Source organism: Variovorax sp. RO1 (genome assembly GCF_002849325.1).
Lineage (GTDB): Bacteria > Pseudomonadota > Gammaproteobacteria > Burkholderiales > Burkholderiaceae_C > Variovorax.
Window position 1 is genome coordinate 110325 of record NZ_PKMT01000005.1, and the last position, 17933, is coordinate 128257.

The 17933-nt window shown below is 68.8% G+C and carries 19 protein-coding genes; 15 read left to right on the plus strand and 4 right to left on the minus strand.

All coding sequences use genetic code 11. The features are described 5' to 3' along the window. Nucleotides 1-4: 4 nt before the first annotated feature. The 9 genes from CY658_RS23585 (at nt 5) to mnhG (ending at nt 8444) form a co-directional block, all read left to right on the plus strand. Nucleotides 5-514, plus strand: a complete 510-nt coding sequence (locus CY658_RS23585; RefSeq protein ID WP_101492508.1) for a TRAP transporter small permease — start codon at nt 5-7, stop codon at nt 512-514. Further along, the gene (locus tag CY658_RS23590; protein ID WP_101492509.1) at nt 507-1808 is read left to right on the plus strand and encodes a TRAP transporter large permease; all 1302 of its coding nucleotides are present in this window, start codon (nt 507-509) and stop codon (nt 1806-1808) included. The genes CY658_RS23585 and CY658_RS23590 overlap by 8 nt, the downstream gene beginning before the upstream one ends. Nucleotides 1809-1847: 39 nt before the next feature. Continuing rightward, on the plus strand, nt 1848-2228 hold the full coding sequence (crcB, locus tag CY658_RS23595; protein ID WP_180839038.1) for a fluoride efflux transporter CrcB: 381 nt from the start codon (nt 1848-1850) through the stop codon (nt 2226-2228). Between the two features lie 77 nt (nt 2229-2305). Continuing rightward, nucleotides 2306-5281 carry a monovalent cation/H+ antiporter subunit A gene (locus CY658_RS23600; protein ID WP_101492510.1) on the plus strand — a complete coding sequence of 992 codons (2976 nt, stop codon included), beginning with the start codon at nt 2306-2308 and terminating at the stop codon, nt 5279-5281. Then, entirely contained in the window at nt 5281-5631 is a 351-nt protein-coding gene (locus CY658_RS23605; RefSeq protein WP_056582686.1) for a Na+/H+ antiporter subunit C, read from the plus strand. Before CY658_RS23600 ends, CY658_RS23605 begins: the two co-directional genes overlap by 1 nt. Further along, a complete protein-coding gene (locus tag CY658_RS23610; protein WP_101492511.1) occupies nt 5628-7334 on the plus strand; it encodes a monovalent cation/H+ antiporter subunit D in 1707 nt (568 codons plus the stop codon). The genes CY658_RS23605 and CY658_RS23610 overlap by 4 nt, the downstream gene beginning before the upstream one ends. Further along, nucleotides 7331-7822 (plus strand): Na+/H+ antiporter subunit E, encoded by a 492-nt coding sequence (locus tag CY658_RS23615; protein ID WP_101492512.1) that lies wholly within the window; start codon nt 7331-7333, stop codon nt 7820-7822. The genes CY658_RS23610 and CY658_RS23615 overlap by 4 nt, the downstream gene beginning before the upstream one ends. Next, nucleotides 7819-8097 carry a K+/H+ antiporter subunit F gene (locus CY658_RS23620; protein WP_056582692.1) on the plus strand — a complete coding sequence of 93 codons (279 nt, stop codon included), beginning with the start codon at nt 7819-7821 and terminating at the stop codon, nt 8095-8097. The genes CY658_RS23615 and CY658_RS23620 overlap by 4 nt, the downstream gene beginning before the upstream one ends. Further along, nucleotides 8094-8444: a monovalent cation/H(+) antiporter subunit G gene (gene mnhG, locus CY658_RS23625; RefSeq protein WP_101492513.1), complete on the plus strand. Its 351-nt coding sequence runs from the start codon at nt 8094-8096 to the stop codon at nt 8442-8444. The genes CY658_RS23620 and mnhG overlap by 4 nt, the downstream gene beginning before the upstream one ends. Nucleotides 8445-8462: 18 nt before the next feature. Here mnhG and CY658_RS23630 read toward each other — a convergent pair whose 3' ends face one another. Then, nucleotides 8463-9458: an ABC transporter substrate-binding protein gene (locus CY658_RS23630; protein ID WP_180839039.1), complete on the minus strand. Its 996-nt coding sequence runs from the start codon at nt 9456-9458 to the stop codon at nt 8463-8465. Between the two features lie 119 nt (nt 9459-9577). On the opposite strand from CY658_RS23630, the gene CY658_RS23635 reads away from it, so the two are divergent. From CY658_RS23635 to CY658_RS23660, 6 genes are all read left to right on the plus strand, one after another. Beyond that, nucleotides 9578-10258: a TetR family transcriptional regulator gene (locus CY658_RS23635; RefSeq protein WP_101492514.1), complete on the plus strand. Its 681-nt coding sequence runs from the start codon at nt 9578-9580 to the stop codon at nt 10256-10258. Nucleotides 10259-10338: 80 nt separating this feature from the next. Beyond that, on the plus strand, nt 10339-11151 hold the full coding sequence (locus CY658_RS23640; protein ID WP_099795910.1) for an ABC transporter permease: 813 nt from the start codon (nt 10339-10341) through the stop codon (nt 11149-11151). Continuing rightward, nucleotides 11148-12197 (plus strand): NAD-dependent epimerase/dehydratase family protein, encoded by a 1050-nt coding sequence (locus tag CY658_RS23645; RefSeq protein WP_101492515.1) that lies wholly within the window; start codon nt 11148-11150, stop codon nt 12195-12197. The genes CY658_RS23640 and CY658_RS23645 overlap by 4 nt, the downstream gene beginning before the upstream one ends. 4 nt (nt 12198-12201) lie before the next feature. Beyond that, the gene (locus CY658_RS23650) at nt 12202-13047 is read left to right on the plus strand and encodes a GNAT family N-acetyltransferase (RefSeq protein ID WP_101492516.1); all 846 of its coding nucleotides are present in this window, start codon (nt 12202-12204) and stop codon (nt 13045-13047) included. A 12-nt stretch (nt 13048-13059) separates the two neighbouring features. Continuing rightward, on the plus strand, nt 13060-14127 hold the full coding sequence (locus CY658_RS23655) for a dihydrodipicolinate synthase family protein (protein ID WP_101492517.1): 1068 nt from the start codon (nt 13060-13062) through the stop codon (nt 14125-14127). Next, on the plus strand, nt 14124-14915 hold the full coding sequence (locus tag CY658_RS23660) for an ABC transporter ATP-binding protein (RefSeq protein WP_101492518.1): 792 nt from the start codon (nt 14124-14126) through the stop codon (nt 14913-14915). The genes CY658_RS23655 and CY658_RS23660 overlap by 4 nt, the downstream gene beginning before the upstream one ends. 16 nt (nt 14916-14931) lie before the next feature. Here CY658_RS23660 and CY658_RS23665 read toward each other — a convergent pair whose 3' ends face one another. From CY658_RS23665 to CY658_RS23675, 3 genes are read right to left on the minus strand one after another with little or no spacing between them, the layout of a single operon-like run. Further along, nucleotides 14932-15954: an XdhC family protein gene (locus CY658_RS23665; RefSeq protein WP_099795905.1), complete on the minus strand. Its 1023-nt coding sequence runs from the start codon at nt 15952-15954 to the stop codon at nt 14932-14934. 19 nt (nt 15955-15973) lie between these two features. Then, nucleotides 15974-16666: a CoxG family protein gene (locus tag CY658_RS23670; protein ID WP_101492519.1), complete on the minus strand. Its 693-nt coding sequence runs from the start codon at nt 16664-16666 to the stop codon at nt 15974-15976. A 34-nt stretch (nt 16667-16700) separates the two neighbouring features. Beyond that, nucleotides 16701-17915: a vWA domain-containing protein gene (locus CY658_RS23675; protein WP_101492520.1), complete on the minus strand. Its 1215-nt coding sequence runs from the start codon at nt 17913-17915 to the stop codon at nt 16701-16703. Nucleotides 17916-17933: the final 18 nt, after the last annotated feature.

Consider the following 17933-nt stretch of genomic DNA (forward strand, 5'->3'; position numbering starts at 1 on the left):
CCCGATGCGCAAGACGCTGGACTTTCTCTACCTGAGCGCCGCCGCCCTGGCGGCGCTTTTCATGATCGGCCTGCTGGCGATGGTGCTGCTCTCCATCCTCGGGCGGCAGCTGCACTTCAACATTCCCGGCATCGACGCCTACGCCGGCTACCTGATGGCCGGCGCGGGCTTCCTGGCGCTGGCGCACACACTCAAGCGCGGCGAGCACATCCGCGTGACACTGGTGATGCAGAACCTGCCGCCCGCGGCGCAGCGCTGGCTCGAACGCTGGGCCATGGGCGCGGCAGCGCTGCTGGCCCTGCTCTTTGCCTGGTACAGCGTGCGCCTGGTCTGGCAATCGCTCGACTACCACGACATCTCCACCGGCAACGACGCCACGCCGCTGTGGATTCCGCAGCTGTCGATGGCGCTCGGCGCCATCGTCTTCGCGATCGCGTCGCTCGACGAGTTCGTGATCGAGTGGCGCGGCCGCCCGGCCAAGGCCGCCGAAACGGAGGCGCTGCGCCATGAGTGACATCGCCATTGCCGGCCTGCTGATCGCCGCGCTGTTCCTCATCCTGGGCAGCGGCGTGTGGATCGGCCTCACGCTCTCCGGCGTGGCGTGGATCGCCATGCAGATCTTCTCGTCGCGCGCCGCCGGCGACGCCATGGCCGTGACCATCTGGGGATCGGCCTCGAGCTGGACGCTCACGGCGCTGCCGCTGTTCGTGTGGATGGGCGAGATCCTGTTCCGCACGCGGCTCTCGCAGGACATGTTCAAAGGCCTCGCGCCCTGGATGCAGGCCCTGCCCGGCCGGCTGCTGCACACCAACGTGGTGGGCTGCGCCGTGTTCGCGGCGGTGTCGGGCTCGAGCGCGGCCACCTGCGCCACCATCGGCAAGATGAGCCTGCCCGAGCTCAAGCGCCGCGGCTACCCCGACGACATGGTCATCGGCACGCTGGCTGGCGCCGGCACGCTCGGGCTGCTGATCCCGCCCTCGATCATCATGATCGTGTATGGGGTGAGCGCCGACGTGTCGATTGCACGCCTCTTCATCGCGGGCGTCATCCCCGGCATCCTGCTGGCGCTGCTGTTCTCGGGCTACATCGTGGTCTGGGCGCTGCGCAACCCCGACAAGGTGCCGCCCGCCGACGCGAAGCTGCCCTTCGTCGAGAAGCTGTGGGCTTCGATGTCGCTGATCCCGGTGGCGCTGCTGATCCTGTCGGTGCTGGGCTCCATCTACGCCGGCATTGCCACGGCCACCGAGGCGGCGGCCGTGGGCGTGGTCGGCGCCATGGTCATCTCGGCCGCGCAGGGCTCGCTCACCTGGCACAGCTTCAAGGAAGCGCTGCTGGGCGCCACGCGCCTGTACTGCATGATGGCGCTGATCCTCGCGGGCGCGGCCTTCCTCACGCTGGCCATGGGCTACATCGGGCTGCCACGTCACCTGGCCGAGTGGATCGGCTCGCTGGGGCTGTCGAAGTTCCAGCTGATCCTGATGCTCGCCGCGTTCTACATCGTGCTGGGCTGCTTCCTGGACGGCATCTCGATGGTGGTGCTCACCATGGGCGTGATCATGCCGACCGTCACCGCGGCCGGCATCGACCCGGTGTGGTTCGGCATCTTCGTCGTGCTGGTGGTCGAGATGGCGCAGATCACGCCGCCCGTGGGCTTCAACCTGTTCGTGCTGCAGGGCATGACCGGGAAAGACCTGCTCTACATCGCACGCGTCACGCTGCCGATGTTCTTCCTGATGGTGGCCGCGGTGCTGCTCATCTACTTCGTGCCGCAGCTGGTGACGTGGCTCCCGCAGCAGATGGCGCCTTGAATCCCCGGGGGTGGCGACCGACCAGCAGACAATAGGCCCATGCTGCTTCCGGCTCTTGCGATCTGTCTCGGCGCCTCCTGCGGCGCCCTCGCCCGCTGGGGCCTCGGCCTCTGGCTCAACACCGGCGGCCCGGTGCCCTACGGCACGCTGGCCGCCAACCTGGTCGGCGGCTACTTCGTCGGCGTGGCCGTGGCCGTCTTCCAGGCGATGCCGCAGCTCGACCCGGTGTGGCGGCTGCTGCTCATCACCGGCTTCCTCGGCGGGCTCACGACCTTCTCGAGCTTCTCGGCCGAAGTGGTCGCGCTGCTGCTCGGCGGACGGCCGGTGCTGGCCCTGGGCACCGGCCTGCTGCACCTGTGCGGTTCGCTGGTGCTGACCTGGCTGGGCATCCGCAGCGTGCAGCTCGTGCTGGCTTCGTGACAGCGAAAAAACTGCCCGTCCTCCTGCGGTTATAGACAGGGGCTTCGCAGAGGGTCGGTCGATAGAATCGACCCCCAATGCCCCTCGCCCTTCTCGTCGCACTCCCCTTTCTTGCCAGCGTGCTGGCCGCGTTGATGCCGTCCAACGCGCGCAACCGGGAGTCGACCCTTGCAGGGCTCGTGGCATTGGGCTGCGCCATCCAGGTCGCATGGCTCTTTCCGCAGATTGCACACGGCAATGTGCTGCGTCAGGAAATCGAGTGGCTTCCCGCCCTCGGCCTGAACCTCGTGTTCCGCCTCGACGGCTTCGCGTGGCTGTTCTGCATGCTGGTGCTGGGCATCGGCGCGCTGGTGGTGCTCTATGCACGCTACTACATGTCGGCCTCCGACCCGGTGCCGCGCTTCTTCTCGTTCTTCCTCGCGTTCATGGGCGCGATGATGGGCGTGGTGCTCTCGGGCAACCTCATCCAGATGGTGCTGTTCTGGGAGCTCACCAGCCTCTTCTCCTTCTTGCTCATCGGCTACTGGCACCACCGGCGCGACGCGCGGCGCGGTGCGCGCATGGCGCTCACCGTCACCGGCGCGGGCGGGCTGTGCCTGCTGGCCGGCGTGCTCGTGCTGGGCCGCATCGTCGGCAGCTACGAGCTCGACATCGTGCTGGTCTCGGGCGACATCATTCGCGCGCATGCGCTGTACCCGGTGGCGCTGGTGCTGATCCTGCTCGGCGCGTTCACCAAGAGCGCGCAGTTCCCGTTCCACTTCTGGCTGCCGCGCGCCATGGCCGCGCCCACGCCGGTGTCGGCCTACCTGCACTCGGCCACCATGGTGAAGCTGGGTGTGTTTCTGATGGCGCGCCTGTGGCCCGTGCTCTCGGGCACCGAGCAGTGGTTCTGGATGGTCGGCGGCGCGGGCGCCATCACGCTGCTGCTGGGCGGCTTCGCGGCCATGTTCCAGCGCGACCTGAAGGCGCTGCTGGCCTACTCGACCATCTCGCACCTGGGCCTCATCACGCTGCTGCTGGGCCTGAACAGCCCGCTCGCGGCGGTGGCGGCGGTGTTCCACGTCATGAACCACGCAACCTTCAAGGCCTCGCTGTTCATGGCGGCCGGCATCATCGACCACGAGACCGGCACGCGCGACATCCGTAAGCTCAGCGGCCTGATGCGGCTCATGCCCATCACGGGCACGCTGGCCATCATCGCCAGCGCCTCGATGGCCGGCGTGCCGCTGCTCAACGGTTTTCTCTCGAAGGAAATGTTCTTCGCCGAGACGGTGTTCATCCAGGCCACGCCCTGGATCGACTTCAGCCTGCCGGTCATCGCGACCCTTGCGGGCATCTTCAGCGTGGCGTATTCGGCGCGCTTCGTGTTCGACGTGTTCTTCGGTCCGCCCTGCGGCCCCGACGTGCCCAAGCCGCCGCACGAGCCGCCGCACTGGATGCGTGTGCCGGTCGAGTTTCTGGTGCTGCTGTGCCTGGTGGTGGGCGTGGCGCCGGCCTGGTCGGTCGGCCCGATGCTCGCGGCGGCCGCCACGCCGGTGGTCGGTGGCACGCTGCCCGCCTACAGCCTGGCCGTGTGGCACGGCTTCAACCTGCCGCTGATGATGAGCTTCGTCGCACTGGCAGGCGGCGCCGTGCTCTACCTGCTGCTGCGCCGCCCGCTGGGCAGCGGCCGCCTCGAGCGCACGCCGCTGCTGCACCGCTTCGACGGACAGCTCATCTTCGAACACCTGATCGCGCTGCTGAGCGAAGCCGGCCGGCGCAGTCGCCGCCTGTTCGGCACGCGCCGCCTGCAGTGGCAATTGCTGTGGCTGGTGGTGGTGGCCGTGGCCGGCGCTACAGCCTCGCTGTGGGCCACGCCGGCCGATCGCGGCACGCGCGAACTGCTGCCCTTCTCGCCGATGTTCGCCATGACCTGGCTGATCGGCTGCGTCTGCGCCGTGGCCGCCGCGTGGCAGGCCAAGTTCCACCGGCTCGCCGCGCTCATGCTGGCCGCGGGCGCCGGGCTGGTCTCGTGCGTCACGTACATCTGGTTCTCGGCGCCCGACCTCGCGCTCACGCAGTTGGTGGTCGAGGCCGTGACCACGGTGCTGATCTTGCTGGGCCTGCGCTGGCTGCCGATGCGCAGCAAGGATGTGGTGCAGCCCGCACGCATGCGGCTGCGCCCCTGGGGCCGCCGCGGGCGCGACCTGCTGGTGGCCACCGTCGCCGGCTGCGGCATGGCGGCGCTGGCCTGGGCCCTGATGACGCGCACCTTCCCGCAGAGCATCTCGCCCTTCTTCCTCGAACGCGCGCTCTCCGAAGGCGGCGGCACCAACGTGGTCAACGTGATGCTGGTCGACTTCCGCGGCTTCGACACCTTCGGCGAGATCACGGTGCTGGGCATCGTGGCGCTCACCGTGTATGCGCTGCTGCGGCGCTTCCGGCCCGCCATCGAATCGATGGCGCTGCCCATCCAGCAACGCCTGCAGGTCGACGACGGCAGCAGCGACCTGCTGAACCCGCGCCGCGCCACCGACTCCGCCATCGGCTACCTCATGGTGCCGGCCGTGCTGGTGCGCTTGGTGCTGCCGGTGGCCGTGCTGGTGTCGGTGTACTTCTTCATGCGCGGCCACAACGCGCCCGGCGGCGGCTTCGTTGCGGGGCTGGTGATGTCGGTCGCGCTGGTGCTGCAGTTCATCGTCTCGGGCACCGAGTGGGTGGAAGAGCACCTGCGCATCTACCCGCGCCGCTGGATCGCCATCGGCCTGCTGTTCGCGCTCGCCACCGGCGGCGGCGCGATCGCGTTCGGCTACCCCTTCCTGACCACGCACACCGCGCACCTGCACGTGCCGCTGCTGGGCGACATGCACGTGCCCAGCGCCCTTTTCTTCGACATCGGCGTGTTCGCGCTGGTGCTCGGCGCCACCATGCTGATCCTCACCGCGCTGGCCCACCAGTCCGTCCGAAGCCACCGCTGGGCCGACGAACAAGAAGAGAAAGAAGCGGAGGCCCGCGCCGCCGCCGAAGCCGAAGAAGCGGCTGCTGCCGCGGCCACCACCGGGGGGGCCCGCTGATGGAAATCGTGCTGGCCATCGCCATCGGCGTGCTCACCGGTTCGGGCGTGTACCTGCTGCTGCGTCCGCGGACCTTCCAGGTCATCATGGGCCTGACGCTCATCTCGTACGCGGTCAACCTGTTCATCTTCAGCATGGGCCGGCTCAAGGTCGACAGCGAGCCCGTGCTGGTCGAAGGCTTCAAGGCCACGCTGGCCAACACGGCCGACCCGATGCCGCAGGCGCTGGTGCTCACGGCCATCGTGATCGGCTTTGCGATGACCGCCCTGTTCCTGGTCGTGATGCTCGCCTCGCGCGGCCTGTCGGGCACCGACCACGTGGACGGTGAAGAGCGGGAGGCCGTGGAATGAACGACCTCTTGCACCTGCTCGACCGCTTCCTCGAGTTCAGCATGCCGCACCTGGTGGCGGTGCCGATCCTCGTGCCCATGCTCACGGCGGCGCTGATGCTGCTGATGAACGAGAACCGCCGGCGTACCAAGTCGTTCCTCAGCGTGGTCTCGGGCCTGATCGGCCTGCTCGCCGCGCTGGCGCTGCTGCGCTGGGTGAACGCGGCCGACACCGGCGGCGGCCCCGGCTCCATCGGCGTGTACCTGCCGGGCAACTGGCGCGCGCCCTTCGGCATCGTGCTGGTGGCCGACCGGCTCTCGACCATGATGGTCGCGCTCACGGGCGTGGTCGCCTTCGCGGCGTCGATCTACTCGACCTCGCGCTGGGACCGCGCGGGCGTGCACTTTCATCCGCTGCTGCAACTGCAGCTCATGGGCCTGAACGGCGCCTTCCTCACGGGCGACCTGTTCAACCTGTTCGTGTTCTTCGAGGTGATGCTCGCAGCCTCGTACGGCCTGCTGCTGCACGGCTCGGGCCAGCTGCGCGTGCGCGCCGGGCTGCACTACATCGCGATCAACCTCGCGGCCTCGTCGCTGTTCCTGATCGGCGCGGCCATTCTGTACGGCGTGACCGGCACGCTCAACATGGCCGACCTGGGCGCGCGCATCGCCGAACTGGCGCCGGGCGACCGCGGCCTGGTGCACGCGGCCGCGGCCATCCTGGCCACCGCGTTCTTCGCCAAGGCAGGCGCGTGGCCGCTCAACTTCTGGCTGGTGCCGGCCTACAGCGCGGCCGTGTCGCCGGTGGGCGCGGTGTTTGCGCTGCTCACCAAGCTCGGCGTGTACACGGTGCTGCGCCTGTGGACCGTGCTGTTCGCGCCCGACACCGGCGCCTCGGCCGCCTTCGGGCAGACCGCGCTGGTGAGCGTCGGGCTGGCCACGCTGTTCGTGGGTGCCATCGGCATCGTCGGCACGCAGCGGCTGTCGAACCTCGCGGGCTTCAGCGTGCTGGTGTCGGCGGGCACGCTGCTGGCCGCCGTCGGGCTGGGCGAGCCGGCCGTGTGGGCGGGCGCGCTCTACTACATGGTGAATTCCACGGTCGCGGTGGCGGCGTTCTTCCTGCTGATCGACATGATCGAGCGCTGGCGCAACGCGGGCATGAGCGTCGCGCCGCACGAGGCCGCGGGCAACGCGCCCTTCCTGGCCGAAGACCTGCGCGCGCTCAACGACGTGAACCTCGACGACGACGCGCAGGCGCTCTACGGCCGCGCCATTCCGGCGGGCGTCGCGTTCCTGGGCCTGAGCTTCATGCTGTGCACGCTGCTGCTGGCGGGCCTGCCGCCGCTGTCGGGCTTTGTCGGCAAGTTCGCGATGCTCTCGGGCCTGCTCGACAGCAAGGTCGTCACCACGGCCGGATGGACCTTCTTCGGTCTGCTGATCGTCGCGGGCTTTCTCTCGCTGATTGCGCTGAGCCGCACCGGCATCCGCCATTTCTGGACGCAGCCCCACGCCACCATGCCCTCGCTGCCCGCGCTCGAAGTGCTGCCGGTGGCCGCCCTGCTCGCGGCCTGCGTCGCGCTGACGGTCTGGGCCGAACCCGTGATGCAGCACGCGCAAGCCACCGCGGGCGGCCTGCGCACGCCCACCGCGTACCGCGAGGCCGTGCTCGGTGCCAAGCAGAAGCCCAACCCGGTGCCCGCGAAGAAAGAGGAGGCCAAGCCATGAAGCGCTTGATGCCTTCCCCACCGCTGTCGTTCGCGCTGTTCGTCATCTGGCTGCTGCTCAACCAGTCGCTCGAAGCGGCCACGCTGCTGTCGGCCGCGGTGCTCGCCATTGCCGTGCCGCTGATCACCAAGGGCCTGCGCCCCGCCAGGGTGCGCATGCGCCGGCCCGGCGTGGCGCTGCGGCTGTCGTTCCTCGTCACCTTCGACATGCTGAAGTCGGCGTACGACGTGGCGCGGCTGCTGCTCACGCGCCGCACCGCTGACATCTCGGCGCGCTTCGTGCAGATTCCACTCGACATGCGCGACCCCAACGGGCTTGCCGTGCTCGCGATGATCATGTGCCTCACGCCCGGCACCGCCTGGGGCGAAGTCTCGTTCGATCGCACCACGCTGCTGATCCACGTGTTCGACCTCGAGGACGACGCGGCCTTCATCGCCCTGATCAAGACCCGCTACGAACGTCCGCTGATGGAGATTTTCGAATCATGACGCCTGTTCTCTTCTGGGCCCTGAAGGCCGCGCTCTTCCTGCTGGCCGTGGCCATGCTGTGCGCCCTGTTCCGCCTGCTGGCCGGCCCGTCCGCGCAAGACCGCGTGATGGCGCTGGACTGCCTCTACATCAACGGCATGCTGATGATGCTGGTGCTCGGCATCAACTACGCGAGCAGCGTGTACTTCGAGGCGGCGATGCTGGTGGCGCTGTTCGGCTTCGTGGGCTCGACCTCGCTGGCCAAGTTCCTGTTGCGCGGGGAGGTGATCGAATGAGCGCTACTGCCCTTCCCCTGTGGGCCGAAATCATCACCGCCGTGTTCGCGGTGCTGGGCGCGGCCTTCGCAGCCATCGGCTCCTTCGGCCTGGTGCGCCTGCCGACCTTCTTCCGTCGCATCCATGCGCCCACGCTGGGTGCCACGGTGGGCGCCTGGTGCCTGACGGTGGCCACCATCGCCTACTTCTCGGTGCAGGGCTTCAGCCTGTTCCTGCACGCAATGCTGATCGTGCTGTTCATCGTGCTGACGGCGCCGATCACCACCATCTTCCTGATGCGTGCCGCCCTCTTCCGCGAACGGCAGAAGGGCAACCCGAAGGTGCCGCCCGCCGCCAAGTCGGGCTGAGGCGGCTTTCTCCTCCGTTCAGTTGGGCGCCATGCGCACGCCCTTGTCGAGGAACTCGTTGGTGAAGAGCGTCGCGGGGTCGTAGGGCTTGTCGATACCGATCAGCGAGGACACGAGCTCGTAGTCGGCCTTCACGCGCGCACCGTCGAAGGCGCCGAGCGCCACCTTGGTGGTGGTGTCGTCGCGCATCAGTTGCTTGATGCGCATCCACTGGTCGCGCTGGTTGTCGGGCGTGAGGCCGCTCACGCTGGCCTGCAGTGCCTGCAGGCAGGGCTCGAAGCTCTTCACGCAGGCGTCGTAGGCGCGCTGCGTCACGGCGACGAACTTCTTCACCTGGCCCGGGTTCTTCGCGAGGTACGGGCCGTTCACGATCAGCGAGTTGCCGTACACGTTCACGCCCGCGTCGCGCCACGGCTGAAAGCCCAGGTCGGCGCCGAACTCGCGCGCCTTCAGGTCGTGCTCGTTGTAGAAGTCGCTGATGATGTCGACCGACTTGCTCTTCAGCGCCGCCACCTTGGCCTGCGGGCTCACGTTGACGAAGGTCACGCTGGCCGGGTCGAGCCCCACCTTCTTCGCGAAGGCCGGCCACATGAGGCGTGCGGCGTCGCCCGGCGGGTTGCCGATCTTGCGGCCCGCAAAGTCCTTCGGCCCGTTGATGCCCGACGACTTGAGCCAGTAGAAGCCCTGCGGGCTGTTGGCATAGATGACCATCACGGCCTTCACGTCGGCGCCCTTGCCCTTGGCCTGGATCGTGGTGGGCAGGTCGGAAATTCCGAGGTCGCTGCCGCCCGTGCCCACGCGCTGCGCCGACACGGCCGAGCCCTTGCCGGCCTCGATGTTCAGGTCGATGCCCGCCTCGGTGTACCAGCCCTTGGCCTTCGCAAAATAGATCGGCGCATGATCGGCCGTGGGTGTCCAGTTGAGCATCAGGCTCATGGCATCGGCCGCGAATGCGGCGGGGGCCGAGGCCATCAGCAAGGCGGTGGCGCCGGCGGCCGACAACAGCTTTTTCATGCGGATCACTCCAAAAGAAGGTAAAAACAGGTCCTGAAATTTATATTACCAACTGTTTGGTTGACAAGCAATCCAGATCATCCAGACCGCGTTGCCACTGCCGGGAGAACCAGAACACCATGACCGCCACCAGCCCCACCCGCACCGCCCGCAGCACCGTTGCCGCGAAACGCGAGCGCGACCCTGTCGCCGCCAAGCAGGCGCTCATCTCCGCCGCGGTGGCCGAGTTCGCCACCAAGGGCTTCGCGGGCGCGCGCGTCGACGAAATCGCCGCCAACGCCGGGGTCAACAAGCAGCTCGTGTACCACTACTTCGACAGCAAGCAGGGGCTGTACCTGGTCGCGCTCGAATCGGTCTATGCCGAGATCCGCGAGAAGGAACAGAAGCTCACGCTCGACGAGCTCGAGCCGCTCGAGGCCATGAAGCAGCTGGTGGCCTTCTCGTTCGACTACCTGGCCGAGCACCCCGAGTTCATCGCGCTGCTGGCCGACGAGAACCGCAACCACGGCGCGCACCTGCGCGAGTCGGAGCGGCTGCAGAAGATGCACTCGCCCTTCATCGAGATGCTCGAAGCCACGCTCAAGCGCGGCGTGGCGGCCGGCGTGTTCCGGCCCGACTTCGATGCGATCAACCTCTACATCTCGATCGCCGGCATCTCGTACTTCTTCTTCTCCAACAACCACACGCTGTCGGCCATCTTCGGCAAGCCGCTCGATGCACGCGGCGCGTTGCTGCAGCGCCGCCGGCACGTGATCGAGTTCGCGCTCAATGCCTTGCGGCCCGACAAAGCCGCCGCATGAAAATTATCAACTAGTTGGTTGACTCGGGTCGTGGCGACTCCTATGATTCGCCGCATTGCTTCCTCGACCCAGGAATTGAGATGACGGCACCTGATGGCGCTCTGGCGCCCCCCGCACCTGCGCCCTTGTCGGGCGAGCGCCCCGAATGGCAGCGCTGGGCCCTCGTGGTCGCGGTGCATCTGGCGGGCATCGCGCTGTGGGAGCTGGCGGTGCGGGTCTTCGCGATCCAGCCCTTCATCCTGCCGGCGCCCTCGAAGGTGCTGGCCACGCTGGCCAACCCGAACTACAGCTGGCTCAAGAACACCGGCGTCACCGCGCTCGAAGTGTTCGGCGGCTACGCGCTGGGGCTGGTACTCGGCATTCTTTGCGCCCTGCTCTTCATCACCAGCAAGCGGCTGATGCTGGTGGTGTTCCCGCTGCTGGTCACGCTCAACATGATCCCGAAGGTGGCGATGGGGCCGCTGGTGATCGTGTGGTTCAGCTACGGCATCGGGCCGAACATCCTGATCACGTTCAGCCTGTGCTTCTTCCCGATCTTGCTGACCACCATCCGCGGCCTGAACGAGACCGAGCCCGAGCTGCTCGACCTCGTGCGCGCGCTCAAGGGCTCGCGCTGGCAGCTGTTCCGCTACATCCAGCTGCCGGGCTCGCTGCCGTACGTGTTCTCGGGCATGAAGGTCGCCACCATCCTCGCCGTCGCGGGTGCGGTGGTGGGCGAGTTCATCGCCTCGGAACGAGGCCTGGGCTATCTGATGATCCAGGTCCAGGCCTCGCTGGACACGCCCGCGGTCTTCATGGCCGTGCTGCTCATCACGGGCCTGGGCGTGCTGCTCTATCTGCTGGTGCTTCTGCTGGAGCGCCTCTTCATCACCCAGGACGCAAGAATCCAATGACCTCCACGCCTGTCCTCGACGACCTGCCCTTTCCCGAGCGCTTCGAGAGCGAAGCCGCGCTCGAAGACTACCTGGCCACGCCCTCGCGCGACCTCGTGCGCGACATGGCCCGCCTCGACGGCGACCTGATGATCCTCGGCGTGGGCGGCAAGATGGGCCCCACGCTGGCCCGCCTCGCCAAGAACGCCATGCCCGGTCGCCGCGTGATCGCCGTCGCCCGCTTCAGCGAAGCCGGCGTGCGCGAAGCCCTCGAAGCGCACGGCATCGAAACCATCGCGTGCGACCTGCTCGACCGCGCCGCCATCGCCGCGCTGCCGCCCTGCGCCAACGTCGTGTTCATGGCCGGGCGCAAGTTCGGCGCCGACGCCGACAACCCGCTGACCTGGGCCATGAACGCGCACGTGCCGGCGCTGGTGGCCGAGCACTTCCACGCCTCGCGCATCGTCGCCTTCTCGACCGCCTGCGTGTACCCCTTCGTGCCCGTGACCAGCCAGGGCGCGAGCGAGAGCGACGCGCCCAACCCGCCCGGCGAATACGCCAACTCGTGCGTGGGCCGCGAGCGCATGTTCGAGTACTTCTCGCAGCGCCACAGCACACCCGGCCGCCTGTTCCGCCTGAGCTACGCCATCGACCTGCGCTACGGCGTGCTGGCCGACGTGGCGCTCAAGGTGTGGCGCGGTGAGCCGGTCGACGTGACCATGGGCCACGTCAACGTGATCTGGCAGGGCGACGCGAACGCGCAGGCGCTGCGCTGCCTCGCCGCGGCCACCGTGCCGACCTCGCCGCTCAATGTGAGCGGCCCCGAGACCACGTCGATCCGCTGGCTCGCGCAAGAGTTCGCGCGCGAGTTCGACAAGCCCGTGACCATCAGCGGGCAAGAAGCGCCGACTGCCTGGCTCATGAACACCGGCGAAGCGGAGCGCCTGTTCGGCTACCCGCGCGTGCCACTGGCGCAGCAGATCCGTTGGGTGGCTGACTGGATCTCGCGCGAGCAACGCCAGTACGGCAAGCCCACGAAGTTCGAATCGCGCGACGGCAAGTACTGAGCCCATGACCATGCCCGCCGTCGAAGCCCTGTCGTCGATCACGCCCGGCATCGCCCCGATGCTCGACGCGCTGGTCGCCGCGAGCGGCTGGAACCAGACCGCGCACGACTGGCGGCTGTTCGAGCGGCTCGGCACGGTGCATGGCGTGCATGACATACGTGATGGCGAGGGCCAGCTCATCGCCAGCGGTGCGGTGCTGCCGATGGACGGCGTGGCCTGGATCAGCATGATCCTCGTGATGCCTGCCGCGCGCGGGCAAGGCCTGGGCCGCGCGGTGTTCGCGCAGTGCCTCGAGCAGGTGAAGTCCGCCGGCCTCGTCGCGATGCTCGACGCCACGCCGCAGGGCGAGCCGCTCTATGCGAGCTTCGGCTTCACGCCGCTGTGGCGGCTCACGCGCTGGCAGCGCGAGGCCACACCAGCCACCGCATCGCTCAGCGCCGACAAGCCGCCCCTCGACAACCTCGCCGCGCTCGACGCACAGGCGCTGGGCTTCGCGCGCCCCGCCGTGCTCGCCGACCTGCTCGGCCGCGACGACAGCCGCTGCGTGCGCAACGGCTTGGGCTTCGGCCTCGTGCGCGCAGGCCGTACTGCGCACCACATCGGCCCGCTGCTGTCGTCTGACGAAACCGTCGCCGCCGCGCTGCTGACGCAGGCCGCGCGCGGCATCGACGGCCGCATCTACATCGACGTGCCCGACGACCGCCCGGCCATGACTGCCGCGCTGCGCGCCACCGGCTTCGCGCCCCAACGCAGCTTCACGCGCATGGCGCTGGCCACGCGCGACGGCACGCAGCCGCCCACCGGACACCCTGCCTTCATCCACGCCATCGCCGGCCCCGAGTTCGCCTGAGGACCTTCGCCCATGTCACTGAACCGCTCCGACCTTCCCGCCGACGTGCTTGCGCTGCTGTCGCAAGGCACCGTCATTCCGGCGCATCCGCTCGCACTCGACGCGCATCGCCAGCTCGATCGCCAGCGTCAGCGCGCGCTGACCCGCTACTACGTCGATGCCGGCGTGGGCGGCCTCGCGGTGGGCGTGCACACCACGCAGTTCGCGATCCGCGAGCGCGGGCTCTACGCCACCGTGCTCGAAGCCGCGATGCAAGATCGGCTGGCCTGGAACGATCGTCCGATGGCGATGATCGCGGGCCTGTGCGGCCCGACCGCGCAGGCGCAGGCCGAAGCGCGCACCGCAGTCTCTCTGGGTTATCACGCTGGGCTGCTGAGCCTCGCGGCCCTGGCCGGCTCGTCGGAAGACGCGCTCATCGCCCACTGCGAGGCGGTGGCGCAGGAGATTCCGCTGATCGGCTTCTACCTGCAGACCGTGGTTGGCGGCCCGATCCTCTCGAGCGACTTCTGGCGCCGCTTCGCGCTCATTCCGAACGCGCTCGCCATCAAGGTCGCGCCCTTCAACCGCTACCGCAGCATCGACGTGGTGCGCGGGCTGGTCGATGCGCGCGCCGAGGAGCGCGTGTTCCTCTACACCGGCAACGACGACCACATCGTGCTCGACCTGGCGCTGCCCTTTGCCGCGATGCGCGACGGCGCGCCCGTGCAGGTGCGCTTTCGCGGCGGCCTGCTGGGCCACTGGTCGGTGTGGACGTCGAGCGCGGTGCACCAGCTGCAGCAGATCAAGGCCGAGCTGGCCGCCAGCGGCGGTGCGCTGAGCCCCGCCCTGCTCGCGCTCGATTCGCGCGTGACCGACTGCAATGCCGCCTTCTTCGACGTGGCGAACAACTTCCACGGCTGCATCGCGGGCTGCCACGAGGTGCTGAGGCGCCAGGGCCTGCTCGAAGGCATCTGGTGCCTCGATCCGGAAGAAGGCCTGGGCCACGGGCAGTCAGCAGAAATCGACCGTGTCTACCGCCAGCACGGCGACCTGTCCGACGACGCCTTCGTGCGCGACAACCTGGCACGGTGGCTGGCATGAGCGCAGTACTCGCGCCGGCACAAGAGGCCCCGCTGATCCGCATGCGGCAGCTGCGCAAGGTCTACCGCAAGCGCAACGAAGAGTTCCTCGCCGTCTCCGACGTCACGATGGACGTGCATGCGGGCGACATGATCTCGCTGGTCGGCCCCTCGGGCTGCGGCAAGTCGACGCTGCTGAAGATTCTCTCGGGCCTGCACGGCCATGACGGCGGCACGCTGGAAATCGGCGGCCCTGGCGGCACAAGCTTCAACGCGGGCCGCGATGTCGGCATGGTGTTCCAGCAGCCGCTGCTTCTGAAGTGGCGCACGATCCTCGAGAACGTGCTGCTGCCCGCCGACATCCTCGGGCTGGACCGCAAGGCCGCCAAGGCACGCGCGCACGAACTGCTCGACATGGTCGGCCTCACGGGCTTCGCCGACAAGCTGCCCTACGAACTCTCGGGCGGCATGCAGCAGCGCGCGGCCATCGCGCGCGCGCTCATCCACGACCCGAAGCTGGTGCTCATGGACGAGCCCTTCGGCGCGCTCGATGCGCTCACGCGCGAGAAGATGAACCTGGAGATGCTGCGCATCTGGGAGCGCAGCCGCAAGACCTTCATCGTGGTCACGCACAGCATCCAGGAGGCGGTGTTCCTGGGCTCGCACTGCGCCGTGCTCACAGCAGGCCCGGCGCGCATGGCGGATTTCTTCCGCATCGAACTGCCCGAGCCGCGCAAGCTGCACGTGAAGACCAGCCCGGAGTTCGGCGAGTACGTGCGCCGCATCTACGACCTGCTGGGCGTGGACTGAACGAATCCCGCTCAGCTCAACTCGGTTGCAGCTGCTGGATTTCCTTGGCGCGCGCCACTTCCACTTCGCGCGGCAGCGTCACCGCGTTCTTCACCGCCAGAATTTCCGCCATCACGCTCACCGCAATCTCGGGCGGCGTCTTGCTGCCGATGAAGATGCCGATGGGCCCACGCAGGCGAGCGAGCGATGCGGCCGTCTGATCGAAGTGCTCGATCATGCGGTCGCGCCGCGCGTCGGCGTTGCGGCGCGAGCCGATCGCGCCCACATAAAAGGCCTCGCTCTGCAGCGCTTCGAGCAGCGCGAGGTCGTCGAGCTTGGGGTCGTGCGTGAGCGCAACCACGCAGCTGCGGCGGTCGGGCCGGAAGGCCAGCACGGCGTCGTCGGGCATCTCGGTGGTGATCGTCACGCCGGACAGCGTCCACGCGGTGCGGTACTCGGCGCGCGGGTCGCACAGCGTCACGGCGAAGCCGCTGAACTTGGCCATGGTCGCGAGGTATTCGGCGAGCTGGCCGGCACCGATCAGCAGCATGCGGTACTCGGGGCCGAAGGTGTTGGTGAGTTCGGTGTCGTTCACCGTGAGTTCGTCGGGCGCGGTCGCCTCGGCCAGCCGCACCGCGCCGGTGGCCAGCGTCACCGTGCGGCGCATGAGCTTGCCGCGTTCGAGTTCAGCCACCAGGGTGTCGAGCGTGTCGGCGTCGGGCGCGTATTCGAGCAGCAGCTCGAGCGTGCCGCCGCAGGGCAGGCCGAAACGGTGCGCCTCGTCGGCCGTGATGCCGTACTTGACCAGCGCGGGCGGCGCGCCCAGCGGCACGTCTTCGCCCTTGCCGTGGGCGTGGCTGTAGCGCGCGATGAGGTCGTCTTCGATGCAGCCGCCCGAGACCGAGCCGACCACGGCGCCGTCTTCGGCCAGCGCCATGATCGAGCCCACGGGCCGCGGCGACGAGCCCCAGGTGCGCACCACGGTGGTCAGCAGCGCGCGCTTGCCGGCACGCCGCCAGTCGCGCAGCGTGCGCAACACCATGACATCGAGGTTTTCCATGGCGAGGTCCGGTGCGTTGTCAGGCGGCGTCGCCCGGGGTGGCGGCGTCGTCGCCGTCCTTCTTGCCGAAGCCCATCTTCTTCATGAGGCCCGACATGACGCCGGCCTTCTCGGCAGGCGCCTCGGCCGGGGCTTCCTCGGGCGGTGCGGGCGGCGGGCCGTAACGGCTTTGCATCTCGGCCTCGAAGCGCTTGAAGAAATCGTCGGCCGTGGACTTGGCTGCGCCGTCGATCAGGCGCTGGCCGAGCTGGGCGATCTTGCCGCCGACCTGGGCCTGCACGGTGTAGTCGAGTTCGCAGCCGGCGGGCGCTGGTGCGGCTTCGGCTGGCACAGCGGCCACGGCTTCAGCGGCAGGCACACCTTCTGCAACGGGCACACCGTCGGCCACAACGGGCGCGGCCTCCGAAGCACCGGCCAGCGGCTTGAGCGACACGCTCGACGAGCCCTTGGCGAACCCCGCCACGCCGCCCTGCCCCTCGAAGGTGAGCTTGTAGCCGTCGGGCGCGACGATGTCCGACAGCATCACCTTGCCGCTGAACTTGGCCGACACCGGGCCGATCTTCACGGCCAGCGCCACGCTGTAGGTGTTGTCGCCCGTGAGCTCGAACTTGTCGCAGCCGGGGATGCACTTCTTGAGCGTCTCGGGGTCGTTGAGCGCTTCCCAGGCCTGTTGTTGGGTGACGCCGAGGCGGCGGTTTCCGAGCATTTCCATGGTGGGTTTCCTTTGTTCCTTCCTGAGTCCTGCCCTAGCGGCTGGCGCGCATCAGCGCGGCCAGGCTGGCGGCCAGCTGTTCGAGTGCATTCAGATTGTGGACCGCCAGCATCGCGTCCGCATGGCGGTGCAGCACGGCGGCCCCACGCGCCAGAGGGGCGTAGCCCTCGAAGCGCAGCAGCGGGTTGAGCCACAGCAGGCGGCGCGAATGGCGCTTGAGCCACTGCAGCTCGGTCTCGAGCAAGTCGGGCTCGCCCGTGTCGAGGCCGTCGCTGATCACCAGCACCAGCGTGCGGCGGCCGATGAGCCGGCGCGCATGCGACTGGCGCAGCTCGGCCAGCGAACCGCCCAGCCGCGTGCCGCCCGCGAAGTCGTCGATGGCCAGGCTGGCGGCGCCCAGCATGGCGTCGGTGTCGGCGAGCCGAAAGGCCGGCGTGAGGTCGGTCAGCCGCGTGCCGAAGGCGAACACGTCGCGCCGCCCGGCCCGCCGCGTGGCGGCATGCAGGAAGGCCAGCAGCAGGCGCGCATAGCGTTCCATCGAGCCCGACACATCGACCAGCACCAGCAGCGGCAAGGGCTGTTCGCGCCGCGCCAGCCGGGGCAGGCGCAGGATCTCGCCGCCGGTGCGGGCTGCCTCGTGCAGCACACCGGGCCAATGCATGCGGGCATGCGCGCTGCCCGCATCGCCGGCCGGGCGCAGGCGGCGCGTGGGCAGCCGGGGCACCGGCAGCGTGACGTCGCGCGCCAACCGCTCGACCAGCCGGTACTCGGCCGCGCCGAGCGCGTTGAAGTCGGCATGCTGCAGCCGCTGGCGGTCGCTGGCCGTCATGGCGGCGTCGAACTTGATCTCTTCGTCGGGCTTGGTCGGTGCCGCGGGCTTCACGGCATGGCGCGGCGGACTCAGCGCCTCGCGCACGCGCGGCCGCCGCTTGGAAGGCTCCGCCTTGCCTTCGGCGCTGGGCAGCATCTGGGCGAGCAGCTTGTTGGCCAGTTCGGGGTCGCGGAACCACGCATCGAAGAGTTCGCGGAACACCAGGCGGTCTTGCTCGCGACTGACCATCACGGCCTCCATGGCGGCGCTCAGGTCGAGCTTGTCTTCGACGCCGACCAGGGTGACCGCCTCGGTCGCGAGCGCGATGCGCATGGCGTCAGTGCGCACGCCGGCGCGGCGCAATGCGCGGCCGAAGGCGGCGATGTTGCCCGCCAGCTTGCCGCTGCGGACGTCGCCGAGTTGCTGGATGCCGGCCATGTATGTGCCTCGGCCGCG